Genomic DNA, 23,648 nt, shown 5'->3' on the forward strand with positions numbered 1-23,648 from the left:
TCAGGGGCGGATGCGCACCGCGAGGGTGTACTTGCCGCGGCGTGTGCCGGAGGGGCGCACGCGGATGAAGCGGTTCGCGCCCGCGGCGGTCACCACGACGGACCCGGCCTTCGCGCTCACGGTGGCGCTCTGCGTCTGGGCGTTGTTCGGGAAATTGGCGTTCGCCGAGAGCGCGAACGACACGGGGGCCTCCGTGAGGATCGAGGCCTCGATCTGCGCGTTGGCCGCGCCCGTGACGCGGTACACGTCGGCCGTGTCGCCGGCCTTGAGCTCACCATTCAAGAGCATCGCCGGGGCCGCGTCGTTCACGGCGGGCACGGCGCCCCAAGGCTGGAAGTTGCCTCCCTGGCCATCGTGGGGGACGGCGTCGTTCTCGGCGACGGCGGGCTGCGTGTCGATCGAGCGCATCTGGGCGGTGAAGCCGAAGGGCGCGGCCGACGACGGGGTTCCGTTCGCGACGATGACGGTGCTCGAGCCGGCCGCCGTGGTCGGATAAGCGAGCACGGCCTGCTGCGAGAGCAGATCGCTGAGCTTGCCGGTGGAGCCGAGCGCGATCACGAGCGGCGTGCCTGCGCCGGTGGGTACGAACGACACGACGTTGAGCTTGTTCGCGGCCGTCGTGTACTTGAAGAGGAAGCTCTGGAACGGCGCCGCGATCGACTTGGTCACGGCGGTCGCGCCGAGCGCTTCGGGCGTACGCGCAGCCACGCTGAGGGCCGACGAGTCACCGATGTAAATCGGCGCGGTGTTGTCGTCGGGGTAGTTCGTCCCCGCGATGCCCATGGCGCCGGCCTTGGCCGAAGGATCCACGAGCAGCACGAGGCGCGCGTCCTTCGGGCCGATGAACGGCGCGTCGAGCTGCGCGAACGGCTGATCGGCCGCCGTGGGGAAGACCGTGAAGTTGTCCTTGTCGAAGTACTCGGCGTCGTTGTTGGTGACGTCGATCTGAACGAGGCCACCTTGTTCGGCCTTGCCGCCCGTCACCTTGGTGCCCATGCCGGGCGCCACGACGAAGCCACCCGTGAACGTGAGCTTCTCGCCCAGGTTCGTGAGCTCGATGTCCCGGGGACCTGTGGCCGCGTTCTCGGCCACCTCGAGCTCGGCCTTGAGCGTGCGCCCCGAGGCTACGACACCGGTGACCTTGATGCCCGCGCCGAACGTCACGGACGCGCTCGTGGCGAGATCGACGCCGTCGACCGAGATCGTGACCTCGGTGATCCCGCCGATGACGGCCGCTCGCGGCGACACGAGGCTGATGCTTCCGGCCGCCTTCTTCCCTTCGCTGCCGGGGTTGCCCGAGGCACCTTTGGCTCCGGCTGCGCCCGCGGGCCCGGCTGCGCCATCGGCCCCCGAGCACGCCGCGAGGGCGAGGAGGAGGCCCCCCGCCACGAGGTGAGCTTGCTTCACCATGATTTGTCCTACTTTCGCTGATCGTCAGGCCAAGAGCCGCCGCACGCGAGGCCCGAGCGGCGCACGCGAACGAGCGACCCCTGTCGTATGCCCGACACAGGAACGACACGCAACCCACCCGAGGGAGGGCGCGCTGCGAAACGTTCGACGCGGCACCGAGAGGAGCGCGACGGATTTGCGCGTCCTTCGAGCCCCGAAACGACGCGAGGCCGACCCCTCGAAAGGAGCCGGCCCCGGTGCTACGTGCCCTCGTCGGACTTCAGCCGCGAATGGCCTCTTCGAGCATCGCGACGTACTTCGGGAGGGCCACGCTCACGATGACGCCGAGCTGGGCCTTCTTCTTGTCGACCAACATGCCGGCGCGGTAGCTCCCGAGCGGGAGCACGACCACGAGCTTGTCTCCGTCGAGATCGAGCATGTAGTACTTGTTGAGCGCGGGAAACCCGGACTCGGAGAGGGTCTCGCTGATGAGATCGGTGATGCGGTTGAAGAGCGCCGTGGCCACGGGCTGCGAGTTGAAACCGGCAATCGACATACCATCTTCGATGTTCCAGACGTCGGTCGCGACGAGCCCTGCGCCGAGCGACTCACGGAGCTTGTTCACGGCGGCGTTGGCCTTGTCCACGTTGATGATGTTCATCGATCTCTCCTTCTTGGCGGTAACGGATGGTGCGCGAGGCTCGGGCTCGAGAGCCTCGGGAGGTGCGGTCTTGGGGGTCACTTCGGGTGGAGTCGGCGCCGGCGTGGGCTGCGCGGGCGGCGTGGAGGTCGGGGCTGGCGCGCCCTCTGCGCCACCGGCGAGCGGGCTCACGACGGGCCCGCTGTCGGGGAGCTCGGGCCACACGAACTTGGCCCGAGGCGGGCGCGCGGTGCTCGAGGGCGCGACGCTCGGGGGCGAAGGGACGACGCTCGCCGCCTTGGGCGCGACGCTCGGAGGGCGCGGGGAGCTCGTGGGCTTGGCCTGAGGGGGGACCGTCGAGGGTCTCGCGGGAGGAGGCGGCGTGGGCTTCTCGAGCGCCGGAGGCCGGACCGACTTCATGATGTCGAACTCGATGTCGACGTCTTGCGGTGGCGCCGGCGGCGACGTGATGCTCCCGCGCCCGCGCGACTGTTCGTCGTGGGTGCGGAGCGCGTCGAGCACCACTTCGGCGAGGGGGACACGAAGGCCCGACGACCGAACGTCGTCGCGTTCGACCATGTCGATGGCCGAGTCCGGGAGGCCGACGAGCGCGTGGGCGGCGGCGAGCCCCTCCTTGTCCTCGAGCTCGGCGTGCACGAGATCTCCGCCCGAGATGTGCATCGTCCCGACACGGGGGCCCGAACGAATCGTGAGCACGCACGAGACGCGCTCCATCGACACGAGCTGGAGGAACGCGCTCGTCGCGAGGCCTTCTACGCGGGCGCGGCGGGCGTCGAGCTCGGCGCGGATGCACCTGTGCACGTCGGCCAGGTCGACCGGCTTCTGCAGCACGGCGAACACACCGGACTCGCGGAGCTGCACGCGCGCCTCGAGCGAAGGCAGGGCCGTCATGACGACCACCGGTGTGCTCTTCTTCTGCCCGATCATCCACGCGATGAGCTGGAACCCATCGACGCCGGGCATGCGCAGGTCCGTGAGGACGAGGTCGATCGGGCGCGCCTGCAGCGTCAAGATGGCGTCTTGCCCGTTGTGGGCCGTGTGCACCACGAAGCCCTCTCTCTCGCCGAACGGCGCGAGCCCGTCGGCCAGGCTCTTCAAGAAGAGGGGCTCGTCGTCGACGACGAGGACCTGTTTCGGCTCCGAACGGCTCATGGCGCAGTCTTCCCCTCCGACATCACGGGAACCATGGCGGCGTCACCCTGCCTCGGCGAGCGGTAGCGTCACCTCGAACGACGTGCCCACCCCGGGCTCGCTCGTCACCTCGATGGTGCCGCCCATCGCGGAGACGAGCTTCTTCACGATCACGAGCCCGAAGCCCATGCCGCCGGGGCGCGTCGAATAGAACGGGAAGAAGAGCCGCTCCTTCTCTCCCGCCGAGATGCCACGGCCGTTGTCGTGTACGCGGACGTACGCGGCGCCTTCGCCGTAGGCCACGTCGAGCGTGATCTGGGGCATGTCGCGATCGCTCACGGCCTCGGTCGCGTTCGTGAGCAAGTTCAAGAGCACCTGGCGGAGCGCCGTGGCGTCGGCCCGGGCGACCACGGGGCCACGCGCGGCGAACGCAGAGACGATGGCGATGCCCTTCCGGGTCGTGTCTCGGCCCACGAGGCTCACGAGCTTTCGGCACTCGTCGGCGAGATCGAGCGGCTCGAGATCGAGCTCGCCGAGCCCGATGAACCCCTGCATGAGGCGGAGGATCTCCTGCATGCGCACCGTCTCGGAGACGATCTCGGTGAGGTACTCGTGCTGCTTCTCGGCGCTGAACGTGGTCATGTTCTCGCGCAGGACCGTGGCGGCCATCTTCACGGAGTTGATGGGGTTTCCGAGCTCGTGGGCCAAGCCCGCGAAGGCGTAGCCGAGGTTGTTCGCCACCGTCGTGCCCTCGGCCACGCGCTGGAGGCGGAGCTTGTCGGTCACGTCGCGCAGGATGATCCACTGCGAGCCGTCGGGGAGCTCGTAGACGGAGAAGCCCACGCAGTGCTCGCCCACCCTCACCCAGTCGCCGATGAGGAACGAGGCGATGCTGGTGCGCGCTCCGCGGAGGCGGCTCCCGAAGAGCTCGGCCACCATGTCGGCGTCGACGTCTCCCCCGAGGAGCTCACGCGCCTTCGGGTTCGAGTAGACCACGAGCTCGGCCGACGGGCTCACGCCCACGATGCCGAGATCGATCTTCTCGAGCACCATGGCGAGCGGAAGCGGCCCCGCGAAGGCGACCTCGGGCGTCATGCGACGCTCCGTAGCGAAGCGCGGACGAGGCGGCAGTACACGGCCTCGGCCGCGTGGCGGCGCGCCTCCGGCGGGACCGTGTAGGATACACGGAGTTGGACGCGGCCCGTCGTGACGACCACGAGGAGCTCGTTGCCGCACGCATCGACGAGCTTCACGAGCGACGGGAGCGGGCTCGAGGCCACCGAGAAGCCGTCGGCCCGTGCGAGCGCGACGAAATCACCCACGGCCGCCGGACCGTCGAGGTCCATGCGGTACGCGAAGTGTCGCATGCACGAGTGATCGCGCTCGAGCGGGCGAATCATGACGGGGTGACCACGAGCTCGCTCACGGCGTCGCCGCGCATCTGGCAGAGCGTCTGTTCGACGCGGGCGAGCGGCTTTCCGCCACCGAGGAGCCTCTGGTAGGCCTCTCCGTCGAGCTTGGGCTTGGACGCCCAGTCGACGTGCTCCGCGAGGACGGCGATCGCCATGGCCGAGCCACCCAAGAAGTACCCTCGCGGCCGTTCGGCTTTGCCGAAGCGCGCGAGGTAGTACGGCACCTCGTAGCTGCTCGAAGCCCTCAAGACCATTCGCTTTTTCGGTTCGTACTCGTGAAGGTGCCAGTGCCCGAAGCCGAGCCCTCGCGCGATGGCGAGGCAGAACGAGACGATGTCGGCCGGGTCGGAGGAGAGCGGGCCCACGAGGGCCTCCCACTCGGGGGAGAGGAGCACGTTGCCGAACGTGTTGAACACGCACACGCGTCCGGCCTCGCGGGCGAGCTCCTCGGCGGTGGGCGCGAGCTTGGGGCTCTGGGCTTCGAGGCGGGTGACCATCTCGAACATGGACTCGTTGTAGTAGCTCGCGAGCTGCGCGGCGACGAACACCGAGAACGCTTGGACGAGCCCACGCTCGTCGCCGCGGACGGCCTTCATGAAGTCGGTGAGGCCGGCGCCGATGCGGGCGATGCGATCCTCGTCGAGCCCGCGCTCCGGAGGGGCCACGTGCCGGCGAACCGTGGCCTCGTCCACCACCACGGGTACGGGCTCGTTCCACCCTCCGACGGGCTTTCGCTCGATGCGAAAGCGGCACTCCGTCGCCTTCGCCGCGACGCACTCTTCTTCGACGGCCCAGGCCGTCCCCTGGGGGAGCGCGTAGGCGACCTCGGTCAAGGCGGCGAGGAAGCCCGCGGTGACGGCGTCGACCGGGAGCGAGCGCTTCACGCGGCTCCCGTATTTCTCGCGCCAGGCATATCCGTAGTGGAGCGAGGCGCTGCGGGCCGAGCCCTCGAACGCGGAGGCCGCGATCTCGATCGCCCCGAGGCCCATGTACGGGAAGAGCTCGCGCGCGAGCTGCACGCGTTCGACCGGCGTCGTGGCGTGCTCGACCGCCGAGATCGACTCGAGCACCGCGCGAAAGGCGTTCTTCGCGGCCCGCGTGCGGACCTCGAGCCCGACGGTGTCGCCGAGGGCGTCGTCGATCGTCTGGTCGTGGAAGAGGTTGTAGTGGTGGCAGTGGAACACGTACGGCGCGCCACCGAGGAAGGTGAGGCTCTGCTCGCGGTCGTACGACTTCAACGTCTCGAGGCTCATGGCGACCTATATTCCGAGCTTGGGGAGGCCGAGGAGCTGGCAGGCGACCTGCTCGAGCGACTCGACCTCCGTGGCGTCGAGCGAAGCGGGCTCGCGGAGGCGCTCGACCGGGATACCGCTGCGGAGGGCGACGCGCATGACGATCGCGTGCGGCTCGGGGGCGTAGCGCTCGAGGAACTCGATGATCTTCACGCCCCGCGGCCGCTCTTCGGGGGCGAGCTCCGGCAACGCAAGGGTGACCTTGTCGACGAGGCGCTTCATGTGGAGGCGCACGAGACCGAGCGGCGCCGAGCGCTCGAACACGCACCCGAGCGCGAACGCCGGGGTGAGCTCGCGCAGGATGACGAGGGTGTCCTTCGACTCGATGGTGACCTGCATGTCGGTCGACCACGCCGAGAGCGCGCGGAGCCCTTCCCGGTTCGCGCGCACGAGATCGCCGAAGTAGCCTGCGACCTCGTCCGCGCCCCAGCTCTGCGGCTCGCGCGCGTACGAGTGAAAGAGCAAGCAGTCGGGCATGGTGACGACGAAGAGCCCGAGCAAGGGCACCGCGTCGCGTACGGCCTCTTGGACCTCGGGGTTCATCGCACGCTCCCTGTAGCTTGGCCGACCGGGACGAAGGCTCGCAGGAGCGCCTCGCGGACGTCGAGGAGATCCCGGGACGAGAGGCTGTCGGGCGTGAGCAGCCCGGCGCCGAAGCGGCCCCAGTCGCTCTGCACCTCGACGAAGTGCATGACCTGGTCGTCGAAGTGGACGCTCACCCAGCCGCCCGTGGAGCGGCCCACGGCCTGACGAAACTGGGCGAGCATCGCGAGCACGGCCGACACAGCGGCGACGCGCGCCGGGTCGGTGCCCGCGCTCTCGGCCACGGGCAAGCCGCCCTCGTCGGCCACGAACACGGCCGAGCACCCCGTGCGCTCGACGACCCACGAGAGGAACGCCGCGAGGCGCGTGTCGAGCTGGCTCTCGGGGGGGAGGAACGCGGGGACGGCCGCGGCCGCGCCGGTCATCACCGGGCGCAAGGTGCGGCGTGTGGCGGGCGCCTCCTGCACCTTTCCGGGCGCGCGGGCGACCGCGGGGGGCAGAGGCGTGTCTCCCCCTCGAGCGACGTCGAGGAGGCTCCCGAAGCGCGCCCGATCAATCCAAGAGAGAGAGCGGCTGGTCGTCGCCATCTGTGGTGTCCTCCAGGCCAAGTCGCGAGTCGAGATCGGCGGCGATGCGATCGAAGACGGCCGTCACCGGGGGAGGCCTCTTCTTGAGGAGCCCGACCGGCACGCCCTTGGCGCTCGCCTCGACGAAAATAGGGTCCTTGGGGACGAACGCGTCGAGCACGAGGGCCTCGGGGAAGAGCGACCACACCTCTTGCGACACGCCGAGCGAGAGCTCGTCTCGGAACTGCGCCATCGAGAGCACGACGCCCGTGAGGCGTACGGGGAAGCCCTTCGAGCGGAGGCCCGCGAGCACCTCGACGAGCGCCGACACCGAGCGGAGCGCGAGCGGCTCGGTCTGGATGGGCGTAATCACGTGCTCGGCCCACTCGAGCACGGCGCGCGTGGTCCCGGTGAGGCCGGCGGCCGTGTCGACGAGGCAGACGTCGAACGCGTTCGCGAAGGGCGCGAGGCACCGGTCCACGTCGGCTCCCGTGGCGAGGAAGGCACCGACGTCGTCGAGCGCCTCCCAGGAGGGTTTGCCGAACGGGACGATGGCGAAGCCCTTCACCTTGGTCTCGATGAGCACGCTGCCCGACGACGTGCCGTTCGCGAGCTCGAAGAGGCCCTCGGCCTCCTTGGCGCGACCGGTGAGAGAGTGACCGATGCCACCTTGCGGGTCGGCGTCGACGAGGAGCACACGCCTCCCGAGGCTGGCGAGCGCGAACGCCAGGTTGAGGGCGATGGTGGTCTTGCCCACGCCCCCTTTCGGACTTGCGACCGCGACACGAATCATCGTCTCCCCTCCATCCCGCCCCGTCCTTTTCCCCTGTGAGCGGCCGTCCCGGGCCGCTCGGACCCTTCACGGTATGGCAGTCACTCGAGCTTGTGTAGGGGCAACCTTCACGTTTGGAGAATCTCTAAGGGGGTCGTTGGGTTAGCAGCCCGACCGTGCCCTCTTGGCTGGGCGCGGCTCCGCGTACGTCGCCGTGCGCGGGCGCGTTCGGGCCGCGTGAGGCCGTCAGGCGCTTGACGGTGTGCACGACGCCCCGTTTTTTCTCGCCGAAATTCGCGTGGCGCGCGCCTTGCTCTCGCGACGGGCATGAAGCTCTCTCTCGTCGCCATGGCGCGCCTCGGCCTCGTCGCCAGCACCTTCTCTCTCGTCGCGTGCAGCGGTGCCATCGACCCCGAAGGCCCCGCGCCGACGCCATCTCCCTCGACCACCACCGAGCCCACGCCCGCGCCACCCACGCCCGGGCCTGGCCCCGAGAGCATCGCGTGGGCCACGTGCGAGGTGCCGGGCATGCGCGGCGACATCGAGGCCGACTGCGCGACGGTGGACATGCCGGCCCAGCGCGGCAAAGCCGACAGCGGCACGGTGCCCGTCGCCGTCTATCGCCTCAAAGCCGCGAAGCAGCCCGCGAAGGCCCAGATGTGGATGCTGAACGGCGGCCCCGGCGGCGCAGGCTTCGGCCTCGGGCCCTACGGCGAGCTCGTCGCGCAGACCTTCACCCAATCCATCGACGTCTACCTCATCGACCATCGCGGCACGGGCGAGTCCGACTTTTTGGACTGCCCCAAGGCGTACCGCACGAGCCAAACCACGGGCGATTTCATGAAGAAATGCTCGCAAGAGATCCGTGACTCGCGCGGCGCGAAGCTCGACGGATACTCGACGACCGAGTCGGCCCACGACGTGCGCGAGCTCATCGACCGCACCGCCGGGAAGGACCAGAAGGTCTACGTGTACGGCGGCTCGTACGGCTCGTACTGGGCCCACAGGTTGCTCCAGATCCCCAACGTGAGGGTCGACGCCGTGATCACGGACGGCAACTGTATTTCGTCGACGTGCACGTTCGACACGCCCCAGGTCTTCGGGGTCGACGAGACGATGGGCTACGTCTTCGACGTGTGCAAAGACTCCACGGCGTGCGCCGAGAAGGTAGGCGCCGACCCGAAGGCGTTCGTGACGCAGCTCGTGCAGAAGCTCAAGGCCGGCCACTGTTCGGCCGCGCGCATCTCGACCGTCCCCTTGGCCGACGTCGCGCACACCATCGGGGCGATGTGGGCCTCGGGCGTCATGCCGACGCTCTACAGGCTCGATCGCTGCAACGAAGGCGACGTGCGCGTGCTGAACACGCTCGAGCAGAAGCTCCAAGAGGTCAGCCAGCGTGGGCCCGTGAAGGTGCCCGTGCTCGGGCCCACGCCGCGCCCGTCGCAGGCGACCGACTCGTCGACCGCGCTCCAGCTCCACGTCATCGCGAGCGAGATGATCTCGCGGCCCGCGCCGAGCCCCGCGAGCCTCGAGGCGAAGGCCCGTGGGCTCTTGTTCAGCCCCGGACCCGACGCATACGACATCACCTACTTCGACACCTGGCAGACCTACCCGCGCGACGGCTTCATGGACGGCTGGATGAGCCGCGACGTGCCGTGGCTCATGATGCAAGGCACGTTCGACTTCCAGACCGTGGTGTCCCTCTCGAAGACCGCGCTCCCGAAGATCGCCGATCCGAGCCTCCAGTACGTGACGGTGGACGGGGGTGGCCACGGCGTCGTGTTCGACAGCGAGTGCAGCATCGCCATCACGGAGGCGTTCCTCGCGAACCCGAAGGCCAAGGTCGACACCTCGTGCCTCGGGGAGGTCCGCAAGAAGTCCCTCGACATCGATGCACGATACACGCAGTACTTCATGGGCGTGCAAAACGCCTGGGAGTGACGCGTCAGAAGAAATCGCCGAGCTCGGGCGCGTTCCCCGCGAAGGCCGCGCCGAGCCGGGCGTCTCCCTCGGAGTCGCCGCGGAGATCGCCCATGAGGCGGAGCCTCGAGGGGCTCGTGTACCCCGTGAAGAGGGACGCGAGCCCCCGCACCGAGATCGACGTGGGCGCGGAGGGGACGCGTGTCACGCGCGCCGAGCCCTCCCGCACCTCGACGCTCCACGGGCCGCCGTTCTCCGGGAAGAGCGGATCGTCGACCGCGAGCGCGAAGCGGACGGCGAGGCCCTCGGGGTAGCCGCGCGCCGTGAGCGCCCGCTCCATGTCGACGACTCGAAGCAGCCACGGCTCGACGAGGCGAACGTCGGCGCGGTGCTCCGGCAAGAGGTCCCAGATCGCAGTCGGACCCGGGATCACGAGCTCGCGCGCCATCGCGCCGAAGGTCGACAAGAACCCGACGAGACGAAGGAGCGCGTCGTGGTCCACGGCGAAGTGATCCTCGACATGGACCTTCTTGAAGCCGTCCGCGCCTTCGGTCTGGCGGAGGGTGACCCAGGCGACCGGCCCGCTCGGACCGCGCGCGACGTAGCCTAGGTTCGGCGTGCCACGGAAGGCGTGGACCCGCCCCCAGAGGTAAGGCCCACGGTCCATGCGGCCGGTGAAGGCGCGCGCGTGGGCGGCGTAGACGCGCGCGATCGGCTCGTGATCGGCGGGCGTGATGGGGACGAAGGTGCCGTCCCTCCGGCCGAGGCCTCGGAGCGCGTCGAGGTGCACGGTGCCCACCGCGTGCGTGCCCGCGACCTCGTACCCCGCGCCGCGGTAGAGCGCGCGCGTCGACGCATAGAGCGCCGAGGTGGCGACCGATCGCTCGCGCACGCTCCGTAGCCAGGCGGTGAGCATGGCGCGCCCCACGCCGACCCCGCGCGCCTCCGGTGCCACGGCGACCCCCGAGAGCCCGAAGAGCGACACCGAGCGCCCTCCCGCGTAGACGCCCATGGGCACCTCGATGAGCCCGCCCACGACCACCTCGTCGCGCACGAAGACGCGGACGTTTTCTCGCTCGGCGCGCGACCACCAGAGGTCGATCTGTGCGCGCGCCTCGATCGCGAAGGCCGCACGGTAGATGGCCGCGAGGGCGTCCTCGTGGCGGGGCGCGAGGGGGAGGAGGGCGTCCATGCGCGCGATGGTTCCAAACCCGGGCGTCCGGGGCGAGCGGTTTCGACCGCCGACGACGCGCTCGGGTTTCGTACGGGTGAGCGAGCGCCGACGCCTGGTAGGCCCACGAGCTGCGTCGGCGGATGCTCGCTTCGGCCACCCTCGTCTCGCTCGTCGGGCTCGCGTGGGCCGCCCCGGGCTGCAAGTCGGCGACGGAGGAAGCCGACGCCACGAAAGAGGGCTGGCTCGGAAGCGACGACCTGTACTTTCTTTCGTAGTCTCGAATACTTGAGGCCGTTTTTGCGGGCCGGTTCACACGTCTCCGTCGCCGCGCCTCTCTCCGGTATGCGCTCCCGTCTGCCCCGCCTCGCCTCACGACTCACCTGCGCCCTCGTCGCCGCGGCGGCGTGCTCCTTCGGAATGGCTGCGTGCAGCTCCGAGGCGACCCCACCCACGACCGACGCAGGAGACGCAGGCGGACCTTCGCCCGACGGCAGCACTCCCACGACCGACGCGAGCGCCGACGCGCCCACGGGCGACGCGACCCTCGACGCCGGCGGCAGCACCGCGTGCCCGTCCACGAGCCCGCTCACGCGCGTGGCTTCCGGGCTCTTGCCCGTGGGAGGCCTCGGCATGGGCGCCTCGCGCATCACGTCGATCGTGGTCGCCGGGAGCGACGTCTACTACTCGCACAACAGCGAGATCCGAAAGGTGAGCACGCAGGGCGCGGGCGAGGCCATGTTCCACTCGAGCCCCGGCACGCTCGGGCACCTCGCGACCGACGGCGCGCGCCTCTTCTACAGCGACGAGAGCCAAGGTCAGGGCGGCTCGGTGATGGGTGTGCCCCTCGCGGGAGGCGCCGCCACCGCGGTCTTCCCGGACGTGATGCTCCAGGGCTTCGAGATCGAGCAGTACTTCGACGGGGGCAACCACTACGTGCTCGCCGACGTGAGCAGCCCGGGCGGCAAGGTGCGGAAGCTCTTTCGCCGAACGCCGACGGGCACGGTGGAGCCGCTCTTCGCGCGGACGACGAGCTTCGGTTTCACCGCGAGCTTCACGCTCGCGAACGGCGCGTTCTTCGTCTCGGAGCGCGCCACCGAGGCCGCGACCGACAAGGCGGTCCTCTACCTGCCCGTGAGCTCCCCCGCGATCGGCGCGACCGAGCTCACCGCCCAGGCCATCACGCACTCGCCGACCTCGTGCGACGTCCTCGTCGCCTTCGGTTCGGGGCCCGGTCTCCCGCTCTTCTGCGTGTCCTCGTTCGGCGGCTCGACGACCCGGGTCATCTCGCGCATCGACTCGAGGCCCCCGGCAGACGTGCCCGTCACCCTCTTCGATCCGACCTCCCACCCCGCGGCGAAGGGCGGCCAGATCACGACCAAGGTCGCCACGGACGGGGACAACCTCTACTTCGCGACGAACGGCACGGCGCCCGATTTTCGCCACACGATCTACAGGGTCTCGCGCACGGGCGTCGTGCGCGTGCTCGCGTGCGATCTCCCGGAGATCTCCGACATGACGACGGGCGGCGCGGATCTCTACGTGGCCTTCGACGCCCCGAGCGAACAGACGAAGCACGGCCTCTTCAAGCTGCCCCGCTGAGCCCGACTTCCCCGGGTCGAGGTCGAGATCCTGGTCTGCTAAGGTCGCTCGCATGGTCGACCTCCGAGCCCTCGCCCGCCGCGTGCGCGGAGCCCGCGCCGAGCGCGCCAAAGAGCGCCAGCTCCACTACCAGGAGGAGAAGGCGCAGAAGCTCGAGGACGTCGAGGCCATCACACGCGAGCTCGAGGAGTACGCGGCCCACGTGCGCCACACCATCGAGCGGACCGCGCCCTTGCCCGAAGCGCCCCGCGTGCTCGACGTGGGCAGCGGCCCGCACGGGCTCGTGTTCTTCCTGGGGTACGAGGGCGCCATCGGTGTCGATCCGCTCGCCGAGGAGTACGCGCGGCTCTTCCCCGAATGGCAGCGCCGCGCCGAGACTCGCGCGTGCGGCGGCGAGGCGCTCCCATTCGACGACGCCTCGTTCGATCTCGTGATCTCGGACAACGTGATCGATCACGCCGAGCGGCCCGAAGGCATCCTCCGCGAGATCGCGCGCGTGTTGCGGCCGGGCGGGGTGCTCTACTTCACGGTGAACGTGCACCACCGCGTGTACGGGCTCGCGTCGGCCGTGTACGCGGGCATGAAGGCCCTCGGGGTGCCGCTCGAGGTGGGGCCCTTCGCCGACCACACCGTGCACCTCTCGCCGGCCGAGGCCAAGGCCATGCTCGCCGCGCTCCCGTTCGACGTGCTCCGCGAGGACCTCCCCATCGCCGAGGCCCTGGCCGCCGAGCGGCGCGTTCCGCCGCGCCACCCCGGAGATCTCCTGAAGCGCGTCCTCTTCAAGAACGTGCGCTACGAGGTCATCGCCAAGCGCCGCTGACCGCGCTCCGGAGGGCACGTGAGGGCGATTTCGGGGCGTGACGACTTTCTCTCGCCGACCCCCATGTAACCCCATGAAATCGTTTCATTGACGCGCAAAATTGGGCGCCCAATTTTGCGCGTCATTTGCGTCAATTTCGGGGCGCCGAAGAGGCCTGTCGGGCGACGGCTTGGACGGGTCACCTGCCACGCGCCATCAAGGGCCGGAACGGCTCGAGGATGGACGCGGCGGCGCGGGTGGCCTCACCCTCTCGGGACGCTTCGTGCCCGCTGTCGTAGGAGCGGATCGGCACCCTCACGAGGGCACCGGGGCTCGTTCCGGCCCGCAGGTACGCGCACCCGCCCGATGGCCCATCCGAGCTCCGGATGACCTCCGACTTCCACTTCTCCTGGGCGACCTTGGGAATGAGTGCAACGAGGCGCTCCACGTCCGCAGCGGGCAGCGCGCCGAGCAACGTCTTCCCGTTCCGGAGCTGCGCCGCGAGCGCGCTCACCGTCGTTCCCTGGGTGGGTTGGCCGCCGCTGTACGAGTACACGTCCCCTCGCCGGTCGACCAGGAGCCCCGTGTTCGAATACCCCCAGGCGTAGTTGGTGCTCTGGCAATGCGCGAGGTACTCCGGGCTCGTCGCGAAGGTGCGCGGCAGCCGGCGCTCCGAATCGGCGGGAGCGCTCACCCCGACGGATTCACGCGGGCACACGACCGTCACCTCTTCCACCGAAGGAGCCTGCTTCTCGTCGGCAGTCTCGCGAAGAGAGACGACGACGCGCGGGGCGACGCAATAATCGCCGGTCGCGCGGGACTCAGCGAGCTCGACTCCCGCGATCCGCTTCGGCCGCGACTTGCCACCATCCCTGTACCGCACCGTGACCTTGTCGAGCTTCGGCAGCCCCGACACCTCGGCGGCGCCCTCGGCCACCTCGCGGGCGAGGGCCTCGGGTTTCCGCGTCTCCGGGCCGCCGAGATACCGCAGCCCGACGCGGATCCGCTCCTTGTCGCGGGCGACCATGGTGGGCCTCCCGAAGCCATGGTCCACGAGCCATTGGACGAGCAGCTCGTCCTTGAGCGCCGCGGTGACGGCACGGCTCGCGGCCACGTCACCGCGCCCTTGCTCGCGGGCCTCTTGGATGCGTCGTAGCGATCCGGGCTCGGTCGGGCACAAGACCTCCCACGAGAGCGGCATTCCGACGAGGCCCGTGACGTCGTGCCCGTAGGTGTAACGAAAGAGCACGGCGAGGCCCGGGCAGCCTTGCGCCTTCGGATACGGCACGAGGAGGGTCGCCGGACCACCCAGCTCCTCGTCGTTCATCGCGATGTCGTCCGAGCCCTCGCCGAGCGGGCCGTATCCGAATGCGTCTCCGTGGGCCTTCACGAAAGCGCGCACGTACGGCTCTGGATAGGCGTTGACGAAGGCCGCCGAGCGCTCCCACTGGCGCACGTCGAGCGCGCGCACTCGGCGCTTCGTGTCCACCTGAACCTCCACGGCCTGCCCCGCATCCTTCAGCGCTTCGGTCAGCGTCGCGACGTCGACATGGGGGCTCGTCGTCGAGGACAAGGGCGCGTTCCGCGCGAGTGACTCCGCGTGTTTTGGCGGGGTGCGCGAGGGTTCGGAGCTCGCACATCCCGAGCCCGCGAAGGCCGCGGCGAGACCCACGGCGACAAGGGCACCGCGAGACGAGCCGTGAGCCGCGCGAGACGTCATCGCTTTGGGGTAGCCGCTGGAACGAGCGCGGTAGAGCGCAGACCTACCGCAGGACATCGACGACGATCGCGGGCGCGGGGCCGGTCGCCCCACGGTCCTCGCGCGGCGCGCGCCTAAGTCGACGGTCACGATTCTCGAACAGACGATGATTGGCCGTTTTGGGCCGGGACCCAAAACCAGGAGGTGGGGCCCCAGCAGGGCGTTGCGCGAACGGCCGCGGCGGAGGACGGCGTCCTCCGATGACGAGTCAGGCTAGCCGCGGCCCTCGGCTCAGATGCCGACGCCCAGCTCGAACGGTCGAATCACGTGAACGAGCCCGTCGTCGCGCCTGGCGAAAATCGAGAGGTCCCCGTCTTGCGACGCCACGAGGGCGAGCGCTCGCCCGGGCTGCTGGCTGCAAAAGCACACGGCGGAGCGGTGACGATTGCCTCCGAGCTCGGACAGGGTGGCGCGCCGCTCGGGCACGCCCCCGCGTGGGTCCTCGAGCACGATCTCGCGAGGCATGGCCGACTCGGGCGTCTGGGTCGTGATGCCGGCGCCCAAGATCCCGAGCGCGTGATCGAGTAGCACGGCGCCGTCGACCGCGGTGAGCCTCGCCACGAAGTCGAGGGCCTCTCCCAGGGCCACCTCGATCGCGAGCCGCTGCACGGCGCTCGGGGGCGCGATCTCGAAGTCTTTCGTCGAGGCCCGCTCTTCGAGCCGCACCGCCGACGTCAACATCGCGTGCGAGCCGGACGGCGGCGTGAGCGCGCCGTGCCACACGAGGCCGCTCGGGGGAGAGGCCTGGTCGACGACCAGCAGCGTGCCTCCGTGCCCGTGCGAGAGCATGCGCCGCGCGAGGCGGCAGAGGGTGCCCGCGACGGCGGCCGTGACCCCCGCCCGGCTCTCGAGGACGCCCGCGAGATCGATGCCCGCGTCAAAGAAGTGGGCGTGGTCGCGCGAGAAGAGGAGGAGGAGCCGTTCGTCGAAGTGCACGGTGAAGGTGCCGGGCCCGAGGCCGCGCAACGAGAAGTGCGTCGGCAGGTGCTGAAGGTCGATGCCGAAGCTCTGATCCCCTCGATGGATGAAGCCCCACACGGCGAGCGTGCCGTCCTCGGGGAAGACCGCGAGCTCGGTGCGACCCGGGTCCATCGCCGGCGAGAGCTTGGCGAGCGTCGAAGGGCTGAACGGCATGGGCTCACCGAACCGAAAGACGCGGTAGCCGCGCGCGAGGGCGCCCGGCTCGCTCAGGTAGCCGAAGCCGCAGCGGACCATGCGGCCCTCTTCTTCGAGGAGGCTCGCGACGTACCCGACGTCGACCAAGCGCGCGACGATCTCGCGGCTCGGCAAGGGGCGCTCGAGCTCGAGGTCGTGCGCGTGCCCCAGGACCTCGGGGTCTCGCGCGCGTTCGTCGCACCGAGCCTTGCACGACGCGGTCATGCGCGCGTGGAGCTCACCCGCGATGTCGCGCGGGAAGACGACCGGAACTCCTTCATCGACGCTCATCGCACGGCCCTCTCCGAAGCAGCCCCTCGCGCCGTGGCAGCACCACGGGGCCATGGCCCCTCCCTTGCCGATCGTAAGGCCTCCGCGGAGGGCGCGGGGGCTCACGAAGGCAGAGGAGCACTTTCTTTCGCCAACCCCCGGATTGCTCGACAAAAATCGCTCCCTTGAGGCACGCAGAGCCCTTCGCGTCATCGAGGGCTCGGGCCTCGTCGGAGGCCCCGTGGACGCACGGCGCGCTTTTTTTCGACGGAACCGCGCCGTTGCCTCCAAAGGTCGAGCATGAGCCGCTACCTCTCTCGGGCGCTAGGCCTCCTCACGTTCTTCGTCCTCGCAGGATGCGCGTCGACCGAGGGCCCACGCGAGGGCACGAGCGCGGGCACGAACGGAGAGGCCGACGCGCCATCGAGCACGGACGCCCGCGCGACGATCTCGACGGGCGTCGCGCTCGCGACCGACGGGTGCCGTCCCATCGACGAGGTCACCGCGCTCTCCAAAACCGATCCGAGCGACACGTTCGTGCTCGCGCGAGTCACCCCGAAGCTCGGGTGCTTGGGTGGGAAGTGGATCGTCGGCGAGACGCTCGAGGCCTCGCCACGCAACGTCTTCGTCGGCGCGTCCTCGGCGACCGATTGTCCGTTGTGGGGAGACGCACCTCCGAAGAACGCGACGTACGCCGTCGTACGCCAGCGCCAGACCGCCGCCGTTTTCCACGCGAACGATCCGTGCCTCACCGAAGACGGGGGTCGCCCGCTCACGACCGACCGCTCCACGTTGGGGCTCGTGCTCTACGCCGACGAGGCGAGCGCCCGCGCGGCCTTCGTCGCGGCGCAAGCACAGTGACGAGCTCCGGGGCGCGCTGGCGGACCCTACGATCGCACACGCGGCTCGCCTTCAGGTCTGGCTCATGCTCGCGACGAGCGCCTTGGCCTCCGGCTCGAGGTCCGCGAGGGCCTCGGGGAAGAAGCGAGAGACCACGTGCGCCATGGCCAGGTGCTCCACCAACGTGAAGCCGTAGAACGTGACGCCAGCGATGCGTGAGTCGGGCGTCCGCGCGAGGTGGTCCCGCAAGGTCTCGCAGGCGACCTGCGTCGAGTCGGCGACGCCGAGGCCGCCCGTGCCCGCGCCCAGGGCCACCATGGCGATGCGCACGTGTGGGAGGTCGAGCGTCTCGGCGAGCTCCCAGGTGCGGCGCGCACCACACGTGACGACGTCGATGCTGGGAAACGAGCGCGCCGTGAAGCCCCCGCGGTAGTCCATGACCGCGACGTGAATGACCGCCTTGGCGCGTGGATGGGCCCCTGCGTGGGTCACGATGGCGTCGCCCTGAGCGAGCTCACCGCAGCGCGCGAGCTCGGCATCGAGGTAGGCCTGGTACTCGGCGCCGCACGCGCGACGGATGGCGGCCGACACCCCCGACCCCAGCTTGAGGCCCGTGTTCGACGCGTTGACGAGGACGTCCTCGTCCCCCTCGGTGAGCGAGCCCTGACGGAGCCGTACCTGCATGGAGGAGAAATAGCACGTTTTACTTTTTCGTCGAGTGGGCTGGTGCGCGGTCATCTTTTCCACCCTAGGAGTGACCGGTTTTTCGACCTGCTCCCACGAAGGCGAGGGTGGACAAGGTGGGGTGGCCCGCCTGCGCCGTGAAGGGGACTCGCATGCGACATGACAACTTGTTTCGTAGGGCATACCGGCTGACTGCGGCGATCTCCGCAGCACTGGCCATACTCACCGCGACCGCGTGCGGTGACGGGCGCGGAGACGGAGACAGCAGCGGAGACAGCGACGGAAACGGCGACGGAGACGGAGACGGCCGAGGCGGCGATGGCGACTCGGCCGTCTCCACACGAGCGCTCGGAGCGCTCCCGGCGAACGCGCTCGATCCCGCGGACAACCCGCGGACGGAGGCGAAGGTCGAGCTCGGTCGCCTGCTCTTCTGGGATCCCGTCCTCTCGGGCGATCGGGACGTGGCGTGCGCGACCTGCCATCACCCCGACTTCGCCTATGCCGACGGCCGCGCGATGTCCGTCGGAGTCGCGGGGAAGGGGCTCGGCCCCGCGAGGCGCCCGAGCCCCGGCACGGCCCACGTGACGCCGCGGAGCTCGATGACCGTGCTGAACTCGGCCTTCGCGGGCATCTCGGCGAGCGGCGCGCTCCCCGATCCGCGCGAGGCGCCGATGTTCTGGGACAACCGCGCGCGCTCGCTCGAGACGCAGGCGAAGGGTCCCATCGCGCACCTCGACGAGATGCGTGGCCTCGCGTTCGACGAGCGGACCATCATCGCGGAGGTCGAGGCGCGCCTCGAGGCCATCCCCGAGTATCGGGCTCGGTTCACGGCGTCCTTCGGGGCAGGCCCGATCGCGGTGGACGACGTCGCTCGCGCCATCTCCGCGTTCGAGCGCACCCTCGTCGATCACGACAGCTCGTTCGACCGTTTTGCGCGGGGTGACACGAGCGCCATGAACGACTCGCAGAGACGGGGGCTGGCGGTGCTGCGCAGCCACGGCTGCACCAACTGCCACTCGGGCCCGATGTTCTCGGACTACGCGCTCCACCGCCTCGGCGTCCCCGACCTCCGCGGCGCGCCTCACGATCCCGGGGCAGGAGGGGACAGGTTCCGCACGCCCACGCTCCGCAACGTGTCGCGGACGGGCCCGTACATGCACAACGGCTCCCTCGCGACGCTCGAGGACGTCTTCCGCTTCTACGACCGCGTGAACCGCAGGCTCGATCCGGCGCTCGAAGGCGTGCGAGGGCCCCAACGCGGCGAGGTCGACGACCTCCGGGCGTTTCTCGGAGCGCTCAGCGACGGCACCTTCGATCGCACGATCCCGGAGTCGCTCCCGAGCGGCCTCGAGCCCGGCGGATCGCTGCGCTGACCTCGTCTTTTGGCGGCTCACGGGGCGCGCGCCGCGTCGTGAACCCTCTGGGCCAGGCCGTTCACGTCGACGTTCGCCGTGTTCGCGAGCACCACCACGCCGAGCGCCGGGCTCCTCGTGGCCACAACGCGCGCGGTGAACCCGGAGGTCGCGCCGCTCTTCTCGAGGTACCGCGTGCCCTGTGCCTCGCGGAGCTCCACGGTGAGCCCGCACCCGCCACCCTGCGGCTTCGTGATCACCTCCTCGTGCGTGAGCGCGGCGACCGGCGCGAGGGCGTGCGCCTTGCCCGCGTGCACGGCGACGAGCTTCAGCATGTCGCGCCCCGTGGACCTCAGCGCTCCCGAGGCGTCGAGCACGTCGATGCGGTTCGGGGGGATGGGCGTCGCGCCTTGGTGCCCTTGAGCGAGACGCGCCTCGGGGTAGCTCGCGCGATCGACGCGTGTGTCGCTCATGCCGAGCGGGCCCGTGATCGTCTCGGCGACCATGGCCTCGAACGACTTGCCGCTCGCGTCGGCGAGCGCGAGCCCGAGAATGCCCACGCCTACGTTCGAGTAGCGGTACGTCGTGCCAGGCCGGTCGGGGAGCGCGGTCCTCGAGAGGAACTCGGCGAGCCGCTCGCGCGTGTACCCGGCCGCGGGAGCGAACCGGTCGCCCGTGAGGTTGTCGGGCATGGAGGGCAATCCTGCGCCGTGCGACGCGAGGTGGGCGAGCGTGATCGGCGCGCCCTCGAACGTGGGGAGCGAGAGGCCCACGAGGTGGGTCGAGGCCGCGTCGCCGAGCTTCATTTTCCCGGAGAGCACGCGGTCGGCGAGCAACATGCCCGTGAACACCTTGGTTACCGAACCGATTTCGTAGACGGTATCCCCGTCGGGCGCGTTGCCCCCGGCGCGGGTCCGCCCACAGCCCACGGTGCCCTCGAACGCAGGGGTCCACACGCCGATCGTGAGCCCGACGCTCTTTCCTCCCTGCCCGGCCGGATCGATCTGCGCGTCGCACAGGGCCTGCACGGCCGCGCGCGTCGCCTCGGGCAGCGGCGGGGCGCTCGCGGGAGGCTGCACAGGAGGCACGGAGGGCGCTCCATCGTTGGTGCCCGCGTCCGGCGTCCCCGAGCTCACGGGCGGAAGGGAGGACACGGGAGGCGGGGGCGCCTCGGTCACGCCCTCGGACGACGAGCACGCGGCGAGCACGGCGAGTGAAGTGGCGAACGCGAATCGAACGAGAGCAAGGCGCATGAGCCCGTACGATGCACACGCCGCACCACGCGTAGAGCCGCGAAAGAAGCCGCATTTCTCGGGGTAGCGGGTGGACGAACCGAGGTCCAGGGGACGTTGGGACGTGCGGCGGCAGGGAGGAAGACGCATCGCCGTCGGGCGGAGCGTACGTCTACGACCCTTCCCTAGCGCGCACGGCGTGCGTCGCCTCGCGGAGGATCGAGTAGCGTGGCCATGCCATGTCCCTCGACGAAGTGCGCGTGCGTCGCGCGGTGCTCTCCGATCTGCCCGCCGTGGTGGCGCTCTTCAAGCTACCGAACGAGGGCAACCGGCTCGATCTCGAGGGAGAAAAGGACCCCTTCGACCCCGTGTACGTGGAGGCGCTCGCGTCGATGAACGACGACAACGCGCTCTACGTGGCCGACCTCACGGGCGCCGGCGTGATCGGGGTCTTCCAGCTCACGTTCGTGCGCCACGTGGGCTATCAGGGCGGGCTCGTGGGCCAGATCGAGAACGTCGTCGTCGACCGTGCGCACCGGAGCCGCGGCGTCGGTGAGACGATGATGCGCTTCGCCATGGACCTCGCGCGCTCGCGCAAGGCGTTCCGTGTGCAGCTCACCTCGAACAAGACCCGCACGCGCGCCCACGCCTTCTACGAGCGCCTCGGCTTCGTGAAGAGCCACGAGGGGATGAAGCTCGTCTTGTGAGCACGGAGCTCCCGCGAGCCCTCCGCCCGAAGAGAGCTAGCGCCCGCGCCCAAAAGAACGTTCAGGTCTCGACGCGCACCACGGCGACACCCACGTACGCGCCGCCGCTCTTGGCCAACGTGAGCACGAGCTTCGTTGCGTGATCGTCGGCGCATAGCTGAACGCCCACGATGGGGCCGAGCGCCTCGAGCTTGGTGATGGCCGCGCCGATCGCCTTCTGGTCGCCCGCCTCGAGGTAGTCCGAGAGGTTGCCGAGCTCGTACTCGCCGAGCCGCGAGAGAAGCGCGAGCGGCGAGCGCTCTCCGTCACCCGAACCGGCGCGGACCACCTCGAGCTTGGGGTTGTCGTAGCCGCCCACGGAGAAGCGCGCGTCACGCGCGACGCCGAGGGCCGCGAAGAAAGCGTCGCTCTCCGGATCTGCGCCCGACAGCACGCACGGGTAGTAGTCGCAGTCGGTGTCGCTCGAGTGCACCACGCCCTCGAGAGCCGCGGCGACGGCGCGGGCGTTCTCCATGGCCACGTCGTTTCGATCGTCTCTCAGGTCGAAGTACTTGCCGATGGACTCGAACGCCTCGGGGAGCGCGTCCACGAGCTCTTTGCGGTGGTCGGGGAGGAAGGCGAGCGTGGGGAGCGTCATGCCCGAGCATACGCGCGGGATCGGCGCTTCTTCCTTCGCAAGCAGGGGAGAGATCCGACCGACGCAGGCGAGGAGAGATCCGACCGACGTTGGCGCCGACGAGAGAGATCCGACCGACGAGAGAGATCCGACCGACGTTGGCGCTAGACGAAGAGAGATCCGACCGACGTTGGCGCTAAGTGGCTGAAATCACATTGACGCCCAGCTCGCGAAAGCAAGGATCCGACCGACGGGAAAGATCCGACCGACGTTGGCAGGAAAGATCCCGGTCAGGAAAGATCCGACCGCAGGCAAATATCCGACCGACGAGGCAAAGATCCGACCGACAGCTCGCGACAAAGATCCGACCAAAGATCCGACCGACGTTGGCGCTAAGTGGCCGAAATCACATTGACGCCCAGCTCGCGAAAGCAAGGATCCGACCGACGTCAAGGACATCAGATCCCATCAGATCCCATCAGATCCGACCGACGTTGGCGCTAAGTCATCAGATCCGACCGACGTTGGCGCTAAGTGGCTGAAATCACATTGACGCCCAGCTCGCGAAAGAGGCGCCAGGTCCCCTCAGGGAAGAACACATCCCGCACGGCGCTCCTCATCTTCGCAAACGCCTCCCGGTACGCCCCCAAGAACGCGGCCCGCTCCTTCATGGCCCGCACCGCCATCTCCAGGTTCCCACCCGCCGCAAAGCTCGGATTCCGCGCCCCCATCTCCTCGAACGACGACGCACGCGTCGTATGAGGCACCGCGAAGATCCACTCGAGCGAGCGCACGAACTTCCCCGCCTTGCGGGCCACGATGCGCGCCTTCTCGACCGCCGCGTTCACCGCGGACACGACGCGCTCACGCGCCCCCTCGTGCCCCGAGCTCGCCTCGAGCGCGCGAGGCACCGTGATGGCAATCTCGGCCGCCGCCGGCCAGCGCGTGTTCTCCGGGTCGATGTACAGATCGGGCCGCGAGACACGAATGGTGCGCGTCCCAATGTCCGTCGCCGCGAGCGTGACACCCGGCCAATCCTCGGGGCTCGCGACGAGCCCGGCCTCGACCGCGTTCGCGAGCGTATACCCGATCTTCTGCAACACCACATCCTCACCATAAAGCGCGACGACGCTCGTGCCCTCGCGCGAAAAGACCTCCCCGGGCCACCCACGCAGCACCTTGATGGCGTTCGCGAGCAGGCGATTTCGCTGCGAAAGGAAGTCGGGGAGCCTTCCTCGCGTGTCCGTGAGCACCTCGTGAAGGTGATTCGAGAGCATCTGCGCCGCGTGGACCTCTATGCCAAATTCCGCCGCGAGCACGGCCGTGACGTACCAATAGAACGCGAGCAGGAGCCGCCTCTTGTCCGGGTTCAGGAGGAAATAGCGGCGGATGGTCCTGCGCGTGACGAGGTAGGTGGTGCCCGGAACGATACGGCGAGGGTTGGACATGCCTCCCCTTATTCACGTCGCGGGCCAACACGAAGTGGCTGAATTTAAGGGAGATCGTGTGTGGCCAAGGTGGCCCGGCCAGGCCCAACGGGTGGCCCGGCCAGGCCCGCGAGAGCTTCGCGGACTCGGGCCATCGTTGGTCGACCTTGCGTCGGTCGAATCTGCTCCGCCACGTACTTTCGTCGACTTGGCGCCAACGTCGGTCGGATCTCCCCCCCAACCAATCTGCTCCGCCACGTACTTTCGTCGACTTGGCGCCAACGTCGGTCGGATCTCCCTCGGTCGGATCCCCGTCGCCTCGAACCACGTCACGCCCTTCACGCGGAT

General features: G+C 69.5%; 21 protein-coding genes. 6 read left to right on the plus strand and 15 right to left on the minus strand.

Annotated features, from left to right (window positions below):
• From IPK71_04850 to IPK71_04885, 8 genes are all read right to left on the minus strand, one after another.
• Complete coding sequence (locus IPK71_04850) at positions 1-1,410, minus strand: hypothetical protein (GenBank protein ID MBK8213059.1); 1,410 nt, start codon at positions 1,408-1,410, stop codon at positions 1-3.
• A gap of 259 nt (positions 1,411-1,669) precedes the next feature.
• Positions 1,670-3,202: a response regulator gene (locus tag IPK71_04855; GenBank protein ID MBK8213060.1), complete on the minus strand. Its 1,533-nt coding sequence runs from the start codon at positions 3,200-3,202 to the stop codon at positions 1,670-1,672.
• A 42-nt stretch (positions 3,203-3,244) separates the two neighbouring features.
• A complete protein-coding gene (locus tag IPK71_04860; GenBank protein MBK8213061.1) occupies positions 3,245-4,276 on the minus strand; it encodes a HAMP domain-containing histidine kinase in 1,032 nt (343 codons plus the stop codon).
• Positions 4,273-4,581: a hypothetical protein gene (locus IPK71_04865; GenBank protein MBK8213062.1), complete on the minus strand. Its 309-nt coding sequence runs from the start codon at positions 4,579-4,581 to the stop codon at positions 4,273-4,275. The genes IPK71_04860 and IPK71_04865 overlap by 4 nt, the downstream gene beginning before the upstream one ends.
• Positions 4,578-5,846 carry a hypothetical protein gene (locus IPK71_04870; GenBank protein ID MBK8213063.1) on the minus strand — a complete coding sequence of 423 codons (1,269 nt, stop codon included), beginning with the start codon at positions 5,844-5,846 and terminating at the stop codon, positions 4,578-4,580. The genes IPK71_04865 and IPK71_04870 overlap by 4 nt, the downstream gene beginning before the upstream one ends.
• A 6-nt stretch (positions 5,847-5,852) precedes the next feature.
• Positions 5,853-6,428 carry a hypothetical protein gene (locus tag IPK71_04875; protein MBK8213064.1) on the minus strand — a complete coding sequence of 192 codons (576 nt, stop codon included), beginning with the start codon at positions 6,426-6,428 and terminating at the stop codon, positions 5,853-5,855.
• Entirely contained in the window at positions 6,425-7,015 is a 591-nt protein-coding gene (locus tag IPK71_04880) for a hypothetical protein (protein MBK8213065.1), read from the minus strand. Before IPK71_04880 ends, IPK71_04875 begins: the two co-directional genes overlap by 4 nt.
• Complete coding sequence (locus IPK71_04885; protein ID MBK8213066.1) at positions 6,981-7,787, minus strand: ParA family protein; 807 nt, start codon at positions 7,785-7,787, stop codon at positions 6,981-6,983. Before IPK71_04885 ends, IPK71_04880 begins: the two co-directional genes overlap by 35 nt.
• Before the next feature lie 306 nt (positions 7,788-8,093).
• Between IPK71_04885 and IPK71_04890 the strand changes: the two genes are divergently transcribed.
• Positions 8,094-9,707 carry an alpha/beta fold hydrolase gene (locus IPK71_04890; protein ID MBK8213067.1) on the plus strand — a complete coding sequence of 538 codons (1,614 nt, stop codon included), beginning with the start codon at positions 8,094-8,096 and terminating at the stop codon, positions 9,705-9,707.
• A 4-nt stretch (positions 9,708-9,711) separates the two neighbouring features.
• Here IPK71_04890 and IPK71_04895 read toward each other — a convergent pair whose 3' ends face one another.
• Positions 9,712-10,878: a GNAT family N-acetyltransferase gene (locus IPK71_04895; protein MBK8213068.1), complete on the minus strand. Its 1,167-nt coding sequence runs from the start codon at positions 10,876-10,878 to the stop codon at positions 9,712-9,714.
• 324 nt (positions 10,879-11,202) lie between these two features.
• Between IPK71_04895 and IPK71_04900 the strand changes: the two genes are divergently transcribed.
• Together IPK71_04900 and IPK71_04905 are read left to right on the plus strand one after the other, a co-directional pair.
• Positions 11,203-12,459: a hypothetical protein gene (locus IPK71_04900; GenBank protein ID MBK8213069.1), complete on the plus strand. Its 1,257-nt coding sequence runs from the start codon at positions 11,203-11,205 to the stop codon at positions 12,457-12,459.
• 52 nt (positions 12,460-12,511) lie between these two features.
• A complete protein-coding gene (locus IPK71_04905) occupies positions 12,512-13,279 on the plus strand; it encodes a class I SAM-dependent methyltransferase (GenBank protein ID MBK8213070.1) in 768 nt (255 codons plus the stop codon).
• 178 nt (positions 13,280-13,457) lie between these two features.
• Here IPK71_04905 and IPK71_04910 read toward each other — a convergent pair whose 3' ends face one another.
• Positions 13,458-14,831 (minus strand): hypothetical protein, encoded by a 1,374-nt coding sequence (locus IPK71_04910; GenBank protein MBK8213071.1) that lies wholly within the window; start codon positions 14,829-14,831, stop codon positions 13,458-13,460.
• Positions 14,832-15,248: 417 nt separating this feature from the next.
• A complete protein-coding gene (locus tag IPK71_04915; protein MBK8213072.1) occupies positions 15,249-16,463 on the minus strand; it encodes a hypothetical protein in 1,215 nt (404 codons plus the stop codon).
• 279 nt (positions 16,464-16,742) lie between these two features.
• Here IPK71_04915 and IPK71_04920 point away from each other — a divergent pair, with 279 nt between their 5' ends.
• Positions 16,743-17,303 carry a hypothetical protein gene (locus IPK71_04920; protein ID MBK8213073.1) on the plus strand — a complete coding sequence of 187 codons (561 nt, stop codon included), beginning with the start codon at positions 16,743-16,745 and terminating at the stop codon, positions 17,301-17,303.
• A 51-nt stretch (positions 17,304-17,354) separates the two neighbouring features.
• On the opposite strand, the gene IPK71_04925 is transcribed toward IPK71_04920, so the two are convergent.
• Positions 17,355-17,966: a macro domain-containing protein gene (locus tag IPK71_04925; GenBank protein MBK8213074.1), complete on the minus strand. Its 612-nt coding sequence runs from the start codon at positions 17,964-17,966 to the stop codon at positions 17,355-17,357.
• A 152-nt stretch (positions 17,967-18,118) separates the two neighbouring features.
• Here IPK71_04925 and IPK71_04930 point away from each other — a divergent pair, with 152 nt between their 5' ends.
• The gene (locus tag IPK71_04930; protein MBK8213075.1) at positions 18,119-19,339 is read left to right on the plus strand and encodes a cytochrome-c peroxidase; all 1,221 of its coding nucleotides are present in this window, start codon (positions 18,119-18,121) and stop codon (positions 19,337-19,339) included.
• 17 nt (positions 19,340-19,356) lie between these two features.
• Here the strand turns inward: IPK71_04930 and IPK71_04935 are convergent, their stop codons facing one another.
• Positions 19,357-20,571: a beta-lactamase family protein gene (locus IPK71_04935; protein ID MBK8213076.1), complete on the minus strand. Its 1,215-nt coding sequence runs from the start codon at positions 20,569-20,571 to the stop codon at positions 19,357-19,359.
• Positions 20,572-20,789: 218 nt separating this feature from the next.
• Between IPK71_04935 and IPK71_04940 the strand changes: the two genes are divergently transcribed.
• Positions 20,790-21,257, plus strand: coding sequence for a GNAT family N-acetyltransferase (locus IPK71_04940; GenBank protein ID MBK8213077.1), 468 nt, complete (start codon positions 20,790-20,792; stop codon positions 21,255-21,257).
• A gap of 61 nt (positions 21,258-21,318) precedes the next feature.
• Here IPK71_04940 and IPK71_04945 read toward each other — a convergent pair whose 3' ends face one another.
• The gene (locus IPK71_04945; protein ID MBK8213078.1) at positions 21,319-21,894 is read right to left on the minus strand and encodes a hypothetical protein; all 576 of its coding nucleotides are present in this window, start codon (positions 21,892-21,894) and stop codon (positions 21,319-21,321) included.
• A 509-nt stretch (positions 21,895-22,403) separates the two neighbouring features.
• Positions 22,404-23,321, minus strand: a complete 918-nt coding sequence (locus tag IPK71_04950; GenBank protein MBK8213079.1) for a transposase — start codon at positions 23,319-23,321, stop codon at positions 22,404-22,406.
• Between the last annotated feature and the right edge of the window lie 327 nt (positions 23,322-23,648).

It is taken from the genome of Myxococcales bacterium (assembly GCA_016712525.1).
Lineage (GTDB): Bacteria > Myxococcota_A > Polyangia > Polyangiales > Polyangiaceae > JAAFHV01.

Coding starts and splice junctions, on each gene's coding strand:
- IPK71_04850 (MBK8213059.1), bottom strand. CDS start 1,410: ATGGTGAAGCAAGCTCACCTCGTGGCGGGGGGCCTCCTCCTCGCCCTC.
- IPK71_04855 (MBK8213060.1), bottom strand. CDS start 3,202: ATGAGCCGTTCGGAGCCGAAACAGGTCCTCGTCGTCGACGACGAGCCC.
- IPK71_04860 (MBK8213061.1), bottom strand. CDS start 4,276: ATGACGCCCGAGGTCGCCTTCGCGGGGCCGCTTCCGCTCGCCATGGTG.
- IPK71_04865 (MBK8213062.1), bottom strand. CDS start 4,581: ATGATTCGCCCGCTCGAGCGCGATCACTCGTGCATGCGACACTTCGCG.
- IPK71_04870 (MBK8213063.1), bottom strand. CDS start 5,846: ATGAGCCTCGAGACGTTGAAGTCGTACGACCGCGAGCAGAGCCTCACC.
- IPK71_04875 (MBK8213064.1), bottom strand. CDS start 6,428: ATGAACCCCGAGGTCCAAGAGGCCGTACGCGACGCGGTGCCCTTGCTC.
- IPK71_04880 (MBK8213065.1), bottom strand. CDS start 7,015: ATGGCGACGACCAGCCGCTCTCTCTCTTGGATTGATCGGGCGCGCTTC.
- IPK71_04885 (MBK8213066.1), bottom strand. CDS start 7,787: ATGATTCGTGTCGCGGTCGCAAGTCCGAAAGGGGGCGTGGGCAAGACC.
- IPK71_04890 (MBK8213067.1), top strand. CDS start 8,094: ATGAAGCTCTCTCTCGTCGCCATGGCGCGCCTCGGCCTCGTCGCCAGC.
- IPK71_04895 (MBK8213068.1), bottom strand. CDS start 10,878: ATGGACGCCCTCCTCCCCCTCGCGCCCCGCCACGAGGACGCCCTCGCG.
- IPK71_04900 (MBK8213069.1), top strand. CDS start 11,203: ATGCGCTCCCGTCTGCCCCGCCTCGCCTCACGACTCACCTGCGCCCTC.
- IPK71_04905 (MBK8213070.1), top strand. CDS start 12,512: ATGGTCGACCTCCGAGCCCTCGCCCGCCGCGTGCGCGGAGCCCGCGCC.
- IPK71_04915 (MBK8213072.1), bottom strand. CDS start 16,463: ATGAGCGTCGATGAAGGAGTTCCGGTCGTCTTCCCGCGCGACATCGCG.
- IPK71_04920 (MBK8213073.1), top strand. CDS start 16,743: ATGAGCCGCTACCTCTCTCGGGCGCTAGGCCTCCTCACGTTCTTCGTC.
- IPK71_04925 (MBK8213074.1), bottom strand. CDS start 17,966: ATGCAGGTACGGCTCCGTCAGGGCTCGCTCACCGAGGGGGACGAGGAC.
- IPK71_04930 (MBK8213075.1), top strand. CDS start 18,119: ATGCGACATGACAACTTGTTTCGTAGGGCATACCGGCTGACTGCGGCG.
- IPK71_04935 (MBK8213076.1), bottom strand. CDS start 20,571: ATGCGCCTTGCTCTCGTTCGATTCGCGTTCGCCACTTCACTCGCCGTG.
- IPK71_04940 (MBK8213077.1), top strand. CDS start 20,790: ATGTCCCTCGACGAAGTGCGCGTGCGTCGCGCGGTGCTCTCCGATCTG.
- IPK71_04945 (MBK8213078.1), bottom strand. CDS start 21,894: ATGACGCTCCCCACGCTCGCCTTCCTCCCCGACCACCGCAAAGAGCTC.
- IPK71_04950 (MBK8213079.1), bottom strand. CDS start 23,321: ATGTCCAACCCTCGCCGTATCGTTCCGGGCACCACCTACCTCGTCACG.